This window comes from Streptomyces sp. NPDC056486, from assembly GCF_042795295.1.
Lineage (GTDB): Bacteria > Actinomycetota > Actinomycetes > Streptomycetales > Streptomycetaceae > Streptomyces.
Map to the genome: position 1 here is coordinate 11,826 of NZ_JBHTSF010000049.1, position 17,517 is coordinate 29,342.

General features: G+C 67.5%; 11 protein-coding genes. 3 read left to right on the plus strand and 8 right to left on the minus strand.

Features of this window, described 5'->3' with window-relative positions:
* Nucleotides 1-68 precede the first annotated feature (68 nt).
* Together murJ and ACFQ7F_RS20790 are read right to left on the minus strand one after the other, a co-directional pair.
* Nucleotides 69-2,357, minus strand: coding sequence for a murein biosynthesis integral membrane protein MurJ (gene murJ / locus ACFQ7F_RS20785; RefSeq protein ID WP_383272431.1), 2,289 nt, complete (start codon nucleotides 2,355-2,357; stop codon nucleotides 69-71).
* Between the two features lie 47 nt (nucleotides 2,358-2,404).
* Entirely contained in the window at nucleotides 2,405-4,762 is a 2,358-nt protein-coding gene (locus ACFQ7F_RS20790; protein ID WP_383272499.1) for a DUF6049 family protein, read from the minus strand.
* A gap of 193 nt (nucleotides 4,763-4,955) precedes the next feature.
* Here ACFQ7F_RS20790 and ACFQ7F_RS20795 point away from each other — a divergent pair, with 193 nt between their 5' ends.
* A complete protein-coding gene (locus ACFQ7F_RS20795; protein ID WP_383272433.1) occupies nucleotides 4,956-6,422 on the plus strand; it encodes a CCA tRNA nucleotidyltransferase in 1,467 nt (488 codons plus the stop codon).
* A 101-nt stretch (nucleotides 6,423-6,523) separates the two neighbouring features.
* On the opposite strand, the gene ACFQ7F_RS20800 is transcribed toward ACFQ7F_RS20795, so the two are convergent.
* The 4 genes from ACFQ7F_RS20800 to ACFQ7F_RS20815 form a co-directional block, all read right to left on the minus strand.
* Nucleotides 6,524-7,000 carry a hypothetical protein gene (locus ACFQ7F_RS20800; RefSeq protein WP_383272435.1) on the minus strand — a complete coding sequence of 159 codons (477 nt, stop codon included), beginning with the start codon at nucleotides 6,998-7,000 and terminating at the stop codon, nucleotides 6,524-6,526.
* Nucleotides 7,001-7,112: 112 nt separating this feature from the next.
* Entirely contained in the window at nucleotides 7,113-8,369 is a 1,257-nt protein-coding gene (locus ACFQ7F_RS20805) for an MFS transporter (protein WP_383272437.1), read from the minus strand.
* A gap of 76 nt (nucleotides 8,370-8,445) precedes the next feature.
* A complete protein-coding gene (locus tag ACFQ7F_RS20810) occupies nucleotides 8,446-9,528 on the minus strand; it encodes an inositol-3-phosphate synthase (RefSeq protein WP_383272439.1) in 1,083 nt (360 codons plus the stop codon).
* A 57-nt stretch (nucleotides 9,529-9,585) separates the two neighbouring features.
* Nucleotides 9,586-10,272, minus strand: coding sequence for a helix-turn-helix transcriptional regulator (locus ACFQ7F_RS20815; RefSeq protein WP_383272441.1), 687 nt, complete (start codon nucleotides 10,270-10,272; stop codon nucleotides 9,586-9,588).
* Between the two features lie 373 nt (nucleotides 10,273-10,645).
* Here ACFQ7F_RS20815 and ACFQ7F_RS20820 point away from each other — a divergent pair, with 373 nt between their 5' ends.
* Together ACFQ7F_RS20820 and ACFQ7F_RS20825 are read left to right on the plus strand one after the other, a co-directional pair.
* Nucleotides 10,646-13,375: a transglycosylase domain-containing protein gene (locus ACFQ7F_RS20820; RefSeq protein ID WP_383272443.1), complete on the plus strand. Its 2,730-nt coding sequence runs from the start codon at nucleotides 10,646-10,648 to the stop codon at nucleotides 13,373-13,375.
* Nucleotides 13,376-13,506: 131 nt separating this feature from the next.
* Nucleotides 13,507-15,054, plus strand: coding sequence for a glycosyltransferase family 87 protein (locus ACFQ7F_RS20825; protein ID WP_383272501.1), 1,548 nt, complete (start codon nucleotides 13,507-13,509; stop codon nucleotides 15,052-15,054).
* Nucleotides 15,055-15,149: 95 nt separating this feature from the next.
* On the opposite strand, the gene ACFQ7F_RS20830 is transcribed toward ACFQ7F_RS20825, so the two are convergent.
* On the minus strand, nucleotides 15,150-16,181 hold the full coding sequence (locus ACFQ7F_RS20830; RefSeq protein WP_351169220.1) for an alanine racemase: 1,032 nt from the start codon (nucleotides 16,179-16,181) through the stop codon (nucleotides 15,150-15,152).
* Nucleotides 16,182-16,270: 89 nt separating this feature from the next.
* Nucleotides 16,271-17,392: a peptidoglycan bridge formation glycyltransferase FemA/FemB family protein gene (locus tag ACFQ7F_RS20835; RefSeq protein WP_249588911.1), complete on the minus strand. Its 1,122-nt coding sequence runs from the start codon at nucleotides 17,390-17,392 to the stop codon at nucleotides 16,271-16,273.
* Nucleotides 17,393-17,517: the final 125 nt, after the last annotated feature.

A 17,517-nucleotide genomic window follows, 5' to 3' on the forward strand; every position in this document is an offset into this window, starting at 1 on the left:
TTGTGCCCACAGTCCGGCGCTATGCACGACACGCGGTAGCCGGTGATGGTTGTGCGAACCCCTGAATCTCACCGTCCGAGACGGCCGCGGACCATGCCGACCATGGAATTCAGCTCCGCAATCCGCATCTTTCGGGCGGCGATGAAGAAGACGCCCCCGAGAACGATTCCGCCGACCACCAACGCGATGAGGGAACCGCCGGCGCCGTCACCCAGAGTTTTGAGGATTCCGTAACCGACGGCGCCTGCGAGGAGGGCTGCCGGGGTGCACGCCATGGCGAGCCGGGCGTACGTACGCAGGACGTGCGTGCCGTCCAGATCGCCGCCGAGACGGTTGCGCAGCCTGCGCCAGGCGACGCCGACGCCGACCGCGTAGGCGAGGCCGTACGAGGCGGCCATCCCGATCACAGCCCACTGGGCGGGCAGGAGGACGTAGGCGATGGCGCTCGCCGCCGCGTTGACGGCGGCCACGATGACCGTGTTGTAGAAGGGCGTCCGGGTGTCCTCGTAGGCGTAGAAGCCGCGCAGGATGACGTACTGCACCGAGTACGGAATGAGGCCGAGGCCGAACGCCATCAGGACGAAGCCCATCGACTGGGCGGCCTGGCTGCCGCTGGAGGCGAACAGCAGGGTGCACATCGGGACGCCGAGGGCGACGAACGCGAAGGCGACCGGGACGATCGCCACCGCGGAGGTGCGCAGCCCTTGCGAGATGTCGTCGCGGACGGCGCCGGGGTCGTTGTCGTGGGCCGCCCGCGAGATGCGGGGCAGCATGGCCGCCATGACGGAGACGGTGATGATGGCCTGCGGCATGCCCCAGATCAGCTGGGCGTTGGAGTAGGCCATGATGCCCGTGCCGTCCTTGCCGGACGCCTTGCCCGCGGCGGTGGCCAGCTGGGTGACGACGAGCACGCCGGCCTGGTTGGCGAGGACGAAGAGCACCGTCCACTTGGCGAGCTTGACCGCCTTGCCGAGGCCGTGGCCTTTCCAGTCGAAGCGCGGCCGGAACCGGAAGCCCGTCTCGCGCAGATACGGGATCATCGCCAGGGCTTGGACGACCAGACCGAGCAGGGTGCCGATACCCAGGAGACGGACACCGTCCGCCGGGATCGTCTCTACCCTCATGCCCGAGTCACCGGATGTTCCGTAGACCCAGATGAACAGGCCGAACGTGGAGATCATGACGATGTTGTTGAGGACCGGGGTCCACATCATCGCGCCGAACTTCCCGCGGGCGTTGAGGATCTGCCCCATCACCACGTGCACGCCCATGAAGAAGATGGTGGGCAGGCAGTAGCGGGCGAAGGTGACCGCGACGTTGTTGGCCGGCGGGTTGTTCGCGATGGGGGTCGACATCAGCTTGATCAGCAGCGGCGCGGCGAAGACAGCCAGGGCGACGATGAGGCCGAGCGCGACCATGACGAGGGTCAGCAGACGGTTGGCGTAGGCCTCGCCGCCGTCCTTGTCGTCCTTCATGGAGCGCACGAGCTGCGGCACGAAGACCGAGTTGAGGCCACCGCCCACGGTCAGGATGTAGATCATCGTCGGCAGTGTGTACGCGACGGTCCAGGCGTCACCGAGCGTCGCGGCGCCGAGGGCCGCGGTGATCACCAAGGTGCGTACGAAACCGGTGAGCCGGGAGACCATCGTGCCCGCGGCCATCACGGCGCTTGACTTCAGCACGCTCGCCGCGCGACCGCCGCCGCCCGACTTCGGAGCCGGGGCGGGAGCCGGGGGGGCTGCCGGAGCGGGGACCATCGGGGGCTCGGGCGGCTGGTAGCCGCCCTGCTGCGGGTAGCCGTTGCCCTGGGGATAGCCATTGCTCTGCGGGTAGCCGTTGCCCGGGGGGTAACCGTTGCTCTGCTGGTAGCCGTCCTGCTGGTAACCGCCGGACTGTTCGCGGTAGCCGCCGGGCTGCTGATCCCGGAAGAGGTGGGCGAAGGCGTCCGGCTCGTGGCGCTCCTCGCCGGCCTGGGTGACCAGGTCGTCGACGCCCACGAACTGCGTCGTACGGGCGTCGTCGCCGTACGGGAGGTGCTGGGTCGGGCCTTCGGGTTCGGGGGCCGGGGTCTGGGCCCACACGCGGGGATCCGGGGCGTGCTGCGGGGAGGGCGGCTGGGCGTAGAGCGGCTGAGGGTCCTGGTAGTAGCCGGGAGGGGGCGGGGGGTGTGCGGCGCGGTCGTACAGCGCCTCGGTCACCGGGTCCTGGGCGGTGAGGTCCTGTGCCCGGTAGGGGTCCTGGTCGTAGGCGTCCTGGAGGTACAGGTCCGGGGCAGGCTGCGGTGGCACCTGCTCACCCTCAGGGGGACCAGAACCGCCCGCCCCCTGGCCACGGTCACCGTCGTACGGCGCGTTCATGGATTACCCCACCTCATCGTCCCCGGGCCCACCGGCCACGACATCGCTCAACGGTCCACTCTCTCACCCGTGTCCGACGGGTCGGTGCTTTCCGGAGCGGTGTCCGGTGTCGGGTCACTCGGCTGCTCGGGGTCGTCCTCGCCTGACTCCGTGCCGGCCTCACCGTCGGGGCCGTCCTCCGTGCCGTCTTCCGGGCCTTCCTCGGCCTGCTGACGGGCAGCTCGCTTGCGCTGGGTGTACATCCGGAATCCGGCGAGCACGAGGAGCAGCACGCCGCCCGCGATGACCAGCATCACGGTGAGGGTGATCTCGGTGACGTTCACGTCGAAGCGGACCGGTTCGCCGTACGGCTGGCCGTCTTCGGTGTAGAGCTGGGCGTAGACCGGGACCGGGCCGTTGGCGTTGGCCGTGGTGGTGAACTTGACCGACTGGGCGTGTCCGCCCGCGATCTTGACCGGCTGTTCCGAGTAGGCCTTGTCGTCGATCTTCAGTCGTGTGGGGTTCTCCGACGTCAGGCGCAGAACCATGTGGTCGACGCCCTGGACGAGGTTGTTCTGCACCGTCACCGGGATCGTCGCGCTGCGGCCCGAGAGCTTCGCGTCGGACTTCCGGATCAGCGCCACCTGTTCGATGAGCGTGGTCAGGTACTTCTCCACGCTCTGGCGGAATGTCGCCGCCTTGCCGGCCCGGCCACGCCAGGACGTCGACATCTCACGGTCTATGGCCCGCCCGAAGGGCGTGATCACACGGTCGGGCTCGCTGAGGATCGTCTGGAAGCGGTTGAGCTTGTTCTGGGTGTTCTGAATGGACTTGAAGGCCGACTTCGGCAGCTCCTGCTTACGCAGCGCCAACGGGTAGGAAGCGGCCGAAGGCACCTGGGTCGTGGCCGCCGGGTCCGGCTTCGCCTTCGCCGCCGCCGACAGGTCCTGCGGCTGCGACCAGCGCTCGTCGGAGAGGGCGGTCAGCGCCTTTGCCATCGCCTGGGCCTGGCTGGCGGACGGCATGCGCTGCGGGGCGACGACGATGCTGCGCTGCTTGTCGGGTTCCTGCAGCGTGACCATCAGGCTCTGGGCGAGGAACTCCTGTACGGCGAGCGTGGAGCCCTCTGCCCCCGTCATGTCGCCCTGGAAGGCCGTGGAGAGGCGCGCGTCGGCCACCACGGCCTTCTTGCCGCCGCCGATGGGCCGGGCGGCGTTGGGCGTGTACGGCAGCCCGCTGGACTCGCCCAGGCTGTCGCTCCGGGCGATCAACGTACGGGCACCCGCTGAGCTGGAGACATCGACGATCGACGGGTCGAGGGCGCCGTTCACGGGCCACGCGAAGTCCGACTGCGGCTTGACGTGGAGGATGACCTCCACGGCCTCTGCCCCCACATCGGTGGCGTCCTTGAGCTGGCCGAGGGAGCCGGTGACGGCCTTGCCGTTGTGGGCGAGCGAGGCGAGGTCGGGATCGGCGAAAGGCAGCGCGACGACCTTCTCGTCCTGCACGGTCTGCTCGAGCTTGTTGAGCCACTCCTTGGCGACCGCTTGGTGCTTGCCCGCCGTGGTGCTCTTGCCGCCGGCGGTCTGCACCCGGTAGTTCCGCGTCATCGCGTCGACCGATGCCAGCAGGTCGGGATCGATGACCCAGGTGACATCGAGCTGGCGGCCCAGAGACAGCATCTGCTCGAGGCGACCGCCGGGGGCGAGCTCCTTGGCCAGGTCGTCGTCCGTGAAGACGGGCGTCTGCTGCTCGTCCGAGCCGGTCTCCGCCGTGAGGTGCGCGGTGGAGATGAGCGGCCACAGATAGGCCGTCCTGGTCTTCGTGTCGGCGGCGCTCGACTGCCACGGCAGGAAAGTCCGCTCGAAGCCGAGCACCTGGGACCACGGCTGGGCGGCGGTCCGGCCCGTCAGCGAGACACCGAGCTGGTAGACCCCGTCGGCGCCGAGGCTCAATGCCTTGACCGGGACCGAGATGCTGAAGTCCTGACGGATGCCGGGGGCGAGCTTGGAGAACTTTTTTACGTACTTGCCGCCGACCTCCGTGCCGTCCGACCCCGGCTGGTAGCCGGAGCGCTTGGCGGCGGAGTCGATCGAGCTCCGGCCGTTCAGGACCGGCCCCAGGCGCAGCCCGACCTCGGCTCCCGTCACCGTCTGCTTGCCCTCGTTGGTGACCGTCCCGCGGACGGTGAGCGTGTCCCCGTCCGACGGAGCGGTGGGTGTGAGCGAGTTGAGCGAGACGTCGACGGTGTTCGAACCGGTGGCATCTGCTGCCGCGCTCGGTGCCGCGGCGTGCGCGGTCGGCTCCGCCGGCAGCTGCAGCATGCCGGCCAGCACTGGGGCCGCAGCCAGCAACGCCGCCGTACGCCGCAGCCACCGGCGGGCAGGTGAGGGACTGGTCCCCGGGAAGTCTGCCGCCTCGGCCACGCGTTGCCCGTCCTCGTTGTCGTCAGTGGTCGTCGGTTGTGCGTCCACGCATGGTAACGAGGTGTGCTGTGGCGAAGTGCCGCGGACTGCTCCACATGATCGGAAGACCTGGCCGGAGAGGGGCGCGCGGCCTTGGAGGCCCCGCCGAAAACCGGGCAGCTGGGGGCGTCCGGGGCACGTACCCTTTTCTGTTGTGCCGAACGCCAATGAAGAAAACCCCAGCGCACTGAGCCAGGTGCAGCGCCGCGCGGTCAGCGAACTGCTGCGCGTGTCCCCTGTCGCGGACGACCTTGCCCGCCGTTTCCAGGAGGCCGGGTTCTCTCTCGCCCTGGTCGGCGGGTCGGTCAGAGACGCGCTCCTTGGCCGGCTCGGCAATGATCTGGACTTCACGACCGAAGCCCGCCCCGAGGACGTACTGAAGATCGTCAGGCCGTGGGCGGACTCGGTGTGGGAGGTCGGGATCGCCTTCGGCACGGTCGGGTGCCAGAAGAACGCCCGCGTCGGAGACGCTGATCAGAGCTTTCAGATCGAGGTCACGACCTACCGGTCCGAGGCGTACGACAGGACCTCGCGCAAGCCCGAGGTGTCGTACGGCGACTCCATCGAGGAAGATCTCGTACGCCGTGACTTCACCGTCAACGCGATGGCCGTCGCTCTCCCCGAGAAGGAGTTCATCGACCCGCACGGCGGCCTCGAAGACCTTGCAGAGCGTCTCCTGCGCACCCCTGGCACCCCGGAGGACTCCTTCTCCGACGACCCGCTGCGGATGATGCGGGCCGCGAGGTTCGCGGCGCAGCTGGACTTCGAGGTGGCTCCGGAGGTCGTCGCCGCGATGAAGGCGATGGCCGAGCGCATCGACATCGTCTCCGCGGAGCGTGTCCGTGACGAATTGAACAAGCTGCTCCTCTCGCCGAACCCGGCGAAGGGACTTGCTCTACTTGTCGACACTGGCATCGCCGACCGCGTACTGCCCGAGCTTCCGGCGCTGCGTCTGGAGAGTGACGAGCACCACCGTCACAAGGATGTCTACGACCACTCGCTGATCGTCCTTGAGCAGGCGATGGCGCTGGAGGAGGACGGCCCGGACCTCACGCTGCGGCTCGCGGCGCTGCTGCACGACATCGGCAAGCCGCGGACACGGCGCTTCGAGGACGACGGCCGGGTCTCCTTCCACCACCACGAGGTGGTGGGCGCCAAGATGACCAAGAAGCGCATGACGGAGCTCAAGTACTCGAACGAGCTCGTGAAGGACGTGTCGCGCCTGGTGGAGCTGCACCTGCGCTTCCACGGCTACGGCATGGGCGAGTGGACGGACTCGGCCGTACGCCGCTACGTGCGCGACGCGGGCCCTCTTCTCGGCAGGCTGCACAAGCTGACCCGGTCCGACTGCACGACGCGCAACAAGCGCAAGGCCAATGCGCTGTCGCGTGCGTACGACGGCCTGGAGGAGCGCATCGCGCGGCTTCAGGAGCAGGAGGAGCTGGACTCGATCCGTCCCGACCTGGACGGCAACGAGATCATGGAGATTCTGGATGTGCGGCCGGGGCCGGTGATCGGCCAGGCCTACAAGTTCCTGCTGGAGCTGCGCCTTGAGAACGGGCCGATGGAGCGCGACGAGGCGATCGCGGCACTCAAGGAGTGGTGGGCCGCACAGGAGTGAGATGAGGGTCGGGTGCGATGTTTCACGTGAAACATCGCATGTGATCCGGACATGCGAAGGGGCACTGTTTCACGTGAAACAGTGCCCCTTCGCGTATGCCGTTACTTGTTCTTCAGGCAGAGCACTACGTCGTGGCTGCCGCCGGTCTGGAAATAGGAGACCTCGGTCCCCTTGACCGCGTTGCACTTGCTGACGCTGCTCGTGTCGTCGAACTTCTCGATGACCTCGAACTCGGCGTCGCCCGAGGAGCAGTCGGTGTTCTTCAGGTCCGGCTGCGACTGCGTGCCCTTGTTGTGCAGGCAGTCACCGACAGCCGTGGATTCGGCGTCGCTCTTGCCCAGCTGCCACTTGACGACAGCGATGACGATGCCGATGACGATGACGACACCGATGCGCAGGACCAGCTTGCTGACCTTCCGGCCACCGCTCGGAGCTGCCGGAGGCGGGACCGGCGCCCCCTGGTTGTACGCCGGGTAGGGCTGCGTCGGAACGCCGGGTTGGCCGGGCTGCCCCGGCTGGCCGGGGTGCGGCTGCACGCCCTGGCCGTACGGATTCTGGCCCTGGGGCGGAGTAGTCACTTGGGGTCCCCCTCGAACGGAAGCGCGATGGCGCGGATACGACGTCCGTAAGTTATAGGGATGCAGTGACATCTCTGAAGCCCGGAGAGGCTCTGTGGCATTGATGTGACACTTACTGTGCGTCAAATCTGGCCATAGCGGCAGCAATCGCTGCGTAGATGACGGCCACCGTGACTACCAGCGGAACCGATCGCCCGTCAGGCGGCAGCATCAGCGCGGCTACTCCCGCCGCTCCGACGAACGCGACGTTGAACAACACGTCGTAGACCGAGAAGATCCGGCCACGGAAGCTGTCGTCCACCGCCGACTGCACCACGGTGTCCGTGGCGATCTTGGCTCCCTGTGTCGTCAGGCCCAGCAGGAACGCGGCGATCAGCAGCGGGACCGGTGTGAACGGGAGGGCGAGCGCCGGTTCCAGGATGGCCGCGGAGCCGGCGCAGACGACGATCCAACCGCCGGCCGTCAGTCGGTTCACCGCCCAGGGGGTCATCACGGCCGCCGCGAAGAAGCCCGCCCCCGAGACGCCCACGGCGAGTCCGAGGAGAGCGAGTCCGTCGGACTCCGAGGACGACCATGCGTACCGGCAGAGCATCAGGACCATGACCGACAGGGCGCCGTAGCAGAACCGCATGAGTGTCATCGCGAGGAGCGCGCGGGCAGCGGGGCGCCGTTGCACCAGATGCCGCACCCCGGCCATCAGGTCCCGCGCCGTACCGGCAAGTGCCGTGCCGAGCCGGGGTCTCATCAGCTCGGGGTCCGGGCCGAGAAGTTCCCGCGCCATGCGCAGCGAGGCGAGCGCCGCGCAGAGATAGAGGGCGGCCCCGAGCAAGACCACCGCCGCGTCCGAGTCGGAGCCCACCAGGCGTACGGCGAACGCGAGACCGCCGCCCACGGTGGCGGCCAGCGTCCCCGCTGTCGGTGAGAGGGAGTTGGCCATCACCAGGCGCTCGGTGTCGACCACACGCGGCAGCGCCGCCGAGAGCCCAGCGAGGACGAAGCGGTTGACGGCCGTGACGCAGAGCGCGGAGGCGTAGAAGAGCCAGTCGGGCACGCCGCTCAGCATCAGCACCGCGGTCACCGAGGCGAGAGCGGTCCGCAGCAGATTGCCGTACAGAAAAACCTGACGGCGCGGCCAGCGGTCGAGGAGCACGCCGGCGAAGGGGCCGATCAGCGAGTACGGCAGGAGCAGCACTGCCATCGCGGAGGCGATCGCGCCCGGTGAGGTCTGCTTCTCCGGGGAGAAGACGACGTACGTGGCGAGGGCCACCTGATAGACGCCGTCCGCGCCCTGGGAGATCAGCCGCACGGCGAGCAGACGCCGGAAGTCCCGCAGGCGCAGCAGTAAGCGCAGGTCACCGACGACAGCCATGGGGCACAGCCTCACATACGAGGAGGGGCCCGGGGTGATCGCCCGGGGCCCCTCAACAACTGTTCGAGCGGCGGCTCTAGCGCTCGACCTCGCCCTTGATGAACTTCTCGACGTTGGCGTAGGCCTCGTCGTCGAAGTACTGCACCGGCGGGGACTTCATGAAGTACGAGGACGCGGAGAGGATCGGGCCGCCGATGCCGCGGTCCTTGGCGATCTTCGCGGCGCGCAGGGCGTCGATGATGACACCGGCCGAGTTCGGCGAGTCCCAGACCTCGAGCTTGTACTCGAGGTTCAGCGGAACGTCGCCGAAGGCGCGGCCCTCGAGGCGGACGTACGCCCACTTGCGGTCGTCGAGCCACGCGACGTAGTCGGACGGGCCGATGTGGACGTTGTCCTCGCCCAGCTCGCGGTCGCGGATCTGCGAGGTGACGGCCTGCGTCTTCGAGATCTTCTTGGACTCGAGGCGGTCGCGCTCGAGCATGTTCTTGAAGTCCATGTTGCCGCCGACGTTGAGCTGCATCGTGCGCTCAAGGCGGACACCGCGGTCCTCGAACAGCTTCGCCATCACGCGGTGCGTGATGGTGGCGCCGACCTGCGACTTGATGTCGTCGCCGACGATCGGGACGCCCGCCTCGGTGAACTTGTCGGCCCACTCCTTGGTGCCGGCGATGAAGACCGGAAGGGCGTTGACGAAGGCGACCTTGGCGTCGATGGCGCACTGCGCGTAGAACTTCGCCGCGTCCTCGGAACCGACGGGCAGGTAGCAGACGAGGACGTCGACCTGCTTGTCCTTGAGGATCTGGACGACGTCGACCGGGGTCTCGTCGGACTCCTCGATGGTCTGGCGGTAGTACTTGCCCAGGCCGTCGAGGGTGTGGCCGCGCTGGACGGTGATGCCCTTGTTCGGGACGTCGCAGATCTTGATGGTGTTGTTCTCGCTGGCGCCGATGGCGTCCGTGAGGTCGAGGCCGACCTTCTTGGCGTCGACGTCAAAGGCGGCGACGAACTCGACATCGCCGACGTGGTACTCGCCGAACTGGACGTGCATCAGGCCCGGGACCTTGGCGTCCGGGTCTGCGTCCTTGTAGTACTCGACGCCCTGGACCAGCGAGGCGGCGCAGTTGCCCACGCCGACGATGGCTACGCGAACCGAACCCATTCCGGTTGCTCCCTGTGATCTGTGTATTCCGGATGAGACCCCGCGGACCGCGGAGCCTCACTTGGCGGTGTCATCGGACGGATCCGGCGGCGGGTTGTTGTCCCGCCGCCGGGGCAGGCCGCCCGACTCCCCAGATGTGCTGTCGTGCTGAGCGGAGCTGTCCGGGGCGGACCGTTGCTGGTCCCGCCCCGCTCGCTCGCTCTCGATGAGCTCGTTCAGCCAGCGCACTTCGCGCTCCACGGACTCCATTCCGTGCCGCTGCAGCTCAAGCGTGTAGTCGTCCAGGCGCTCCCGGGTACGGGCCAGGGAGGCGCGCATCTTCTCCAGACGCTCCTCGAGGCGGCTGCGACGCCCCTCGAGGACCCGCATGCGTACGTCCCGCGAGGTCTGCCCGAAGAAGGCGAAGCGGGCGGCGAAGTGTTCGTCCTCGTACGCGTCGGGGCCGGTCTGGGAGAGCAGCTCCTCGAAGTGCTCCTTACCTTCCGCCGTCAGCCGGTAGACGATCTTGGCGCGGCGCCCGGTGAGGGGGGCCGCGAGGGCCTCCTCGGGGGTGCCGCTCGGTTCCTCGATCAACCAGCCGTTGGCGACCAGCGTCTTGAGGCAGGGGTAGAGCGTCCCGTAGCTGAAGGCGCGGAACACTCCCAGCGATGTATTGAGCCGTTTACGCAGCTCATAGCCGTGCATCGGGGACTCGCGCAGCAGGCCGAGCACGGCGAACTCGAGGATGCCGGAGCGTCTGCTCATCTTCGCCTCCCGTCTGCCAGCGTCTGTCGACACGGTCTTTATGCCGAGCTGATGTATCGACTCGATACATCGAGACGATAGAACGACCTGCCTGCTGGGACAAGAGGGGAAACGGTGAACGGCGTCACATCACCGATTCGTAGGAAGTAACTTGCCTGATTTTGGGTGAACTTCGGTCCTAAGAGGGTTTTGACGGTGCGTAGTCTGTGCGCCATGCAGACCGCCGGGAACCAAGTGACGCCTGATGGCGTCGTTCTCCCTGGTGTAGTGCGGGTGAGCGCTGGGATGGGCGCATCCGTACTTCGGGGGGACCGGAAACCAGCCGCCGTTTCCAGGCGCGGATACCTGCGCCTGCCCGAGGAGTAATCGTTCGATGAGCGAGCACCGTCGCAAACCGCCGCAGCCGCAGGGCGGCGGACGCGCCGCGGCCAGACGCGGCGTCCCAGGCCCGTCGTCCGGCCGCCGCGCTGCACCGCGTGGCGCCACTGGATCGCCCACATCCTCAACCGGCTCGCACGGAGCAGAGGCCCCTGATGACGGGGACCGTTCCTACGGCGGCCGTGCCGAGGCCCGTCGTGCCGCGCAGCGCAGCGGTTCCGCAGGCTCCGGCGGCCGCCGCAGAGCAGCCGACGGGTCCGGTGCCGGGCGCGGTGGCGCCGGTGGTGGCGGTCGGCGCGGTGGTGGTGGCCCGAACGGTCCGGGCCGCGGCCGAGGCCGTGGCGGCCATGAGCCCCGTAAGAAGCGGTTCATCGACTACCCGCGCGCGGAGAAGGACGGGCTGCGGCGCTGGGTTCCGTCCTGGCGCCTTGTCACCGGCCTGTTCGTCGGCTTCCTCGGCGGCATGATGGCGGTCACGGGAATCGCGTACGCCCTGGTGGGGGTGCCGAAGGTCGACGACGCGGCCACGGCCCAGAACAACGTCTACTACTGGGGCGACGGCAAGCAGATGGTCGCGACCGGTGGTGAGACGAACCGCCAGATCATCGACTACGACAAGATCCCCAAGGAGATGCGGACCGCCGTCATCTCGGCCGAGAACAAGTCGTTCGAGGACGACAAGGGCGTCGACCCCATGGGCATCACGCGTGCTCTGGTGAACATGGCCAAGGGTGGAGAGACCCAGGGTGGCTCGACCATCACCCAGCAGTACGTGAAGAACGCGCGTCTGGGCGACCAGTCACAGACGTTCACGCGTAAGTTCAAAGAGCTGTTCATCTCCATAAAGGTCGGCCGGACGGTCTCCAAGGAAGAGATCATGGCGGGGTATCTCAACACTGCCTATTACGGCCGTGGGGCGTACGGCATCCAGGCCGCCGCCCGTGCCTACTTCGGCGTGGACGCCAGTGAGCTGGACCCCAGCCAGTCCGCGCTCCTGGCGACGGTGCTCAAGGGCGCCACGTACTACGACCCCGCGGGCTCAGCCGCGGTCGACCCCGCGGCCACGCAGGAAGCCAACACCGCGCGGGCCACCAAGCGCTGGAAGTGGATCCTCGATGAAGAGGTCAAGGACGGCCACCTGACCGCCGAGAGGCGGGCCAAGTACACGGAGTTCCCGAAGCTGGAGAACCCTCGCTCCAACGCTCAGCTGGGCGGCCAGGTCGGTTACCTGGTCGACCTGGCCAAGGCGTATGTGATCAACAACAGCGACGGCCAGATCACGGCCAATGACCTCCAGCGGGGTGGCTACGAGATCCACACGACCTTCGACAGGACGAAGGTCAAGAAACTCGAGAAGTCCGTGAACAAGGTCCGCAAGGCGAACCTCAACACCAAGCTGCGGCCGGACAAGGACACCCACGTCCAGTTCGGTGGGGCGTCCGTGAATCCCGAGGACGGCGCGATCGAGGCCATCTACGGCGGTGAGGACGCGACCAAGCACTTCACCAACAACGCGGACCAGACCGGTGCGCAGGTCGGCTCGACGTTCAAGCCCTTCGTGCTCGCAGCGGCTTTCAAGGACGGAACGCGCGACAAGGATGGGTTGCCGGACCAGGGCGAGGACCAGCGCACGATCGTCAACCCCAAGAGCCTCTACAGCGGCAAGAACAAGCTCAAGATCCAGAACTACGACGGCAGCATCTGGAAGGACAAGGAAGGCAAGGAGTGGCTCCAGACCAACGACGGCGGTCAGGACTACAACAAGCCGACCTATCAGATTGATCTCCGCGAGGCGATGCGGGAGTCCGTCAACTCGGCTTATGTGCAGCTCGGCATGGATGTCGGCCTGGACAAGGTGAAGGACGCGGCCATCGCCTCCGGCATCAAGGAGAACAGCCTGGCCAGCTCCAATTACCCGTCCTTCTCCCTCGGTACGTCATCGCCGAGTGCGATCCGGATGGCCGGCTCCTACGCCACCTTCGCGTCCAGCGGCCAGCAGAACGATCCGTTCTCGGTCAAGAAGGTCGAGCACAAGGGCAACACCGTCTTCCAGCACAAGTCGGAGAACAAGCGCGCTTTCGACAAGTCGGTCGCCGACAACGTCACCGACGTGCTCAGGACCGTGGTCGAAAAGGGCACGGGAACATCGGCCAAGCTGCCCGGCCGCCAGGTGGCGGGCAAGACCGGTACGACCGACGGCAACAAGTCCGCCTGGTTCGTCGGCTACACCCCGCAGCTGTCGACCGCGATCAGCATGTACCGGCTCGACGACAACGAGGGGAGCAAGAAGCGAGAGTTCCTCGAGATGTACGGCACGGGTAATCAGAAGAAGATCCACGGTGCCTCGTTCCCCGCGGAGATCTGGAAGGACTACATGGAGCGGGCCCTGAAGGGGCAGCCCGTGAAGAAATTCCCGGTCCCGGAGCCGATCGGTTCGGTCGTCGGTGAGACGCCGCCGCCGACCCCGACGCCGACCCCGTCCAAGACCAAGGAGCCGGAGGACTCCCCCACGCCGAGCGCCTCGGAAACCGAGCCGCCCCCGAGTCCCACAACAAGCCCCACGCCCAGTGAGACCTGTGCCGACTGGGACTGGCAGTGCAACAACGACGGTGGTGCGTCGGAAGGCGGGGACACCGACGGCAGTACCGGTGGAGAGTCGCCACCGACCACGCCGGATCCGCCGGGCGAAGACGGTGGAAACGACGACGGAGGCATCTTCGGCTGATCGAGGCCCCGAGTCGTGTTTCACGTGAAACGCACGGTTTCACGTGAAACACGCACCGCCGAGGCCGATGAGGGCCGTCACACCGCACCGGTGTGGCGGCCCTCTCCGTGTTCTCAGGTGCGTACGGCAGGATGTGCGGCATGCCCAGTGCAGAGACGACGCGCACGAGCGTGCACAAGACCACTAGTGCGCAACAGCCGGAGCCCGTACGGCCGACCAAGGAGGATGAGGTCGCCGCGGCCGGCAGCGAGCTGATCGGTGGACCCATCGGCCGCAGAGTGCTGTACGCGGCGACCTGGTGGACTCCCGTACGCGTCATCGCGCTCGTTGCCATCGGGATGTTCGCGCTCGGCATGGTGCAGAAGATGCCGTGCTACGACGGCGCCTGGTTCCAGGGCGCCAGCTCGCAGTACACGCACGCGTGCTACTCCGACATCCCGCACCTCTACGAGGGGCGCGGCTTCGCCGATGGGCTCGTGCCCTACTTCGACAAGCTGCCCGGCGACATGGAGTACCTCGAGTACCCGGTGCTGACCGGTGTGTTCATGGAGGTGGCCTCCTGGCTGACACCCGGCAGCGGCAGCATCCAGCATCAGGAGAAGTTCTACTGGATGGTCAACGCAGGGATGCTGATGGCCTGTACGGCGGTCATCGCCGTCTGCGTCGCCCGCACCCAACGGCGCCGACCCTGGGACGGCCTGATGGTCGCCCTGGCGCCCGCTTTCGCGCTGACCGCCACCATCAACTGGGACCTGTTCGCTGTAGCTCTCACGGCCGCTGCGATGCTGATGTGGGCACGCGGGAGGACGCTCTCAGCGGGCATCCTGCTCGGCCTGGCGACCGCCGCGAAGCTCTATCCGGCGCTGCTCCTTGGCCCGCTGCTCATCCTGTGCTGGCGGGCGGGGCGCTGGCGGGCATTCTGTGTGACGGCCGGGGCCGCGGTGGGCGCCTGGCTCGTGGTGAACCTGCCCGTGATGATCACGCATGACGCGACGGGCTTCCACATCCGCGAGGGCTGGGCGAAGTTCTACACCTTCAGCCAGGAGCGGGGCGTCGACTTCGGCTCGGTCTGGCTGATCCTCTCGCAGCGCATGGACGACCCGCTGTCCACGGACACGGTCAACACCCTGGCGACGGCACTGATGCTCCTGGCCTGCCTCGGGGTCGGTGCGCTGGGTCTGACCGCGCCGCGTCGCCCGCGCTTCGCACAGCTCGCCTTCCTGGTGGTCGCCGCGTTCATCCTCACCAACAAGGTCTACTCGCCGCAGTACGTACTGTGGCTGATTCCTCTTGCCGCGCTGGCCAGGCCGCGCTGGCGTGACTTCCTGATCTGGCAGGCGTGCGAGGTCGCGTACTTCCTGGGTATCTGGCTGTACCTCGCGTACACGACCAGCGGAGACGCCCACAAGGGTCTGCCGACCGAGGGCTATCAACTCGCCGTCATGGTGCACCTGCTGGGGACGCTCTACCTGTGTGCCGTGGTCGTACGCGACATCCTGATGCCGGAGAGGGACCCGGTGCGGAAGTCCGGCGACGATGACCCCTCAGGCGGCGTCCTGGACGGCGCACCGGACGTCTTCGTCCTCGGACAGGGTGCCCATCCGCCGCGGCACGCGGTGCACTCCACCGAGGGGGCCAACGTGCGGTGGGGGGCCACGTCGACCGACGTTTCACCCTGAGCGAACAGGCCGCTGATGCGGCCGGGAACGACCGAAGGGCCGGGAGCGACAATCGTTGCTCCCGGCCCTTCGGCCTGTGGTCGGTCCGGCTGTGGTCAGCGGTCGACGATGCGGTCGAACTGGGTGGTGGTGTGCCGCAGATGGGCCACCAACTCCTCGCCCACCTTCGGCTCGGGCGCGTCCGAGGGCACGAAGAGGATGGAGACCTGCATGTGCGGCGGCTCCGCGAACCAACGCTGCTTGCCGCCCCAGACGAACGGCGACAGGTTGCGGTTGACGGTCGCGAGACCGGCGCGGGCCACGCCCTTCGCGCGCGGCACCATGCCGTGCAGCGCCTTCGGGGCCTCCAGGCCGACGCCGTGCGACGTGCCGCCCGCGACGACGACCAGCCAGCCGTCGGATGCGACCTTCTGCTGGCGGTAGCCGAAGCGGTCGCCCTTGGTCACCTGAGTGACGTCCAGGACGGCGCCGCGGTACTGGGTGGCCTCGTGGTCGCCCAGCCACAGATGCGTACCGATGCGCGCGCGAAAGCGCGTCTGGGGGAACTGCTGCTGCAGGCGGGCGAGTTCGTTGGCCTTGAGGTGGCTGACGAACATCGTGTGCAGCGGAAGACGGGCGGCACGCAGCCGGTCCATCCAGCCGATGACCTCCTCGACGGCGTCCGAGCCGTCGGTGCGGTCCAGCGGCAGGTGGATCGCGAAGCCCTCGAGCCGTACGTCCTCGATGGCCGCGTGCAGCTGTGAGAGCTCCTGCTCGCTCACGCCGTGCCGCTTCATCGAGGACATGACCTCGATGACGACGCGGGCGCCCACGAGGCCGTGTACGCCGTCCAGGGACGACACGGAGCGGATGACGCGGTCGGGCAGCGGCACGGGCTCCTCGCCCCGCCGGAACGGGGTCAGGACCAGCAGGTCACCGCTGAACCAGTCCTTGATCCGGGCGGCTTCGTACGTGGTGCCGACGGCGAGGATGTCGGAGCCGAAGCGGGTCGCTTCTTCAGCGAGGCGCTCATGACCGAAGCCGTAGCCGTTGCCTTTGCAGACCGGGACGATTCCCGGGAACTGCTCCAGCACGTGCTTGTGGTGTGCCCGCCAGCGCGCGGTGTCGACATAGAGCGTGAGCGCCATGGCCGGATCCCGGAACCTTTCTCGTGGCTGCGGTGTATCAGAGTAGGAAAACTATTTGAGGCTGTGGGAATTGTGCCGGGTCAATGCGGTCAGCGGCGCGACATGTAGATGTCGAGTGCCTTGTGGAGCAGCTTGTTGAGCGGGAAGTCCCACTCGCCGATGTACTCGACAGCCTCTCCACCCGTGCCCACCTTGAACTGAATCAGTCCGAACAGGTGGTCCGTCTCGTCCAGAGAGTCGGAGATGCCCCGCAAGTCATAGACGGTGGCACCGAGCGCGTAGGCGTCCCGGAGCATCCGCCACTGCATCGCGTTCGAGGGCCTGACCTCGCGGCCGATGTTGTCCGACGCGCCGTAGGAGTACCAGACGTGCCCGCCGACAACGAGCATCGTGGCCGCGGACAGATTCACGCCGTTGTGCCGCGCGAAGTACAGCCGCATGCGGTTGGGGTCCTCGGAGTTGAGGGTCCGCCACATCTGCTGGAAGTAACCCAGCGGCCGCGGACGGAACTTGTCGCGGATCGCGGTGATCTCGTAAAGGCGCTGCCATTCGGCGAGGTCCTCGTAACCGCCCTGGACGACCTCGACGCCGGCCTTCTCGGCCTTCTTGATATTGCGTCGCCACAGCTGGTTGAAGCCCTTGAGGACCTCGTCCAAGGAGCGGTTGGCCAGCGGCACCTGAAAGACGTAACGCGGTTGTACGTCACCGAAACCGGCGCCGCCGTCCTCGCCCTGCTGCCAGCCCATTTTCCGCAGCCGGTCGGACACTTCGAAGGCACGCGGTTCGATGTGCGAGGCCTCGACGTCCCGCAGGCGCTTCACGTCCGGGTTCTGGATGCCCGACTTGATCGCGGGAGCGTCCCAGCGCCTGATGACGACGGGCGGGCCCATCTTCACGGAGAAGGCGCCCTGCCGCTTCAGATGCGCGAGCATCGGCTGCAGCCAGTCGTCCAAGTTCGGCGCGTACCAATTGATGACCGGGCCCTCGGGAAGGTACGCGAGGTAACGCTTCACCTTGGGCAGTTGCCGGTAGAGCACCAGGCCCGCACCGACGAGTTCGCCGGTCCGGTCGTCGAACCAGCCCAGGTTCTCCGAACGCCATTCACTCTTCACATCCGCCCATGCCGGGACCTGGCAATGACTTGCCGACGGCAGGCTCTGGATATACGCCAGATGCTGCTCGCGACTGATGGTCCTCAGGGTCAGACTCATTCCGGGCGCTCCTCGGGCTGGTGTGTCCCCATGGGTACAGGGGCTCCGGCTCTCGCGCCGAAGCCTACTGTGCCCCGAGAGCGCCCCGTCTGGGCGTACGGAACCTTTGGCCCCCGGCCTATACG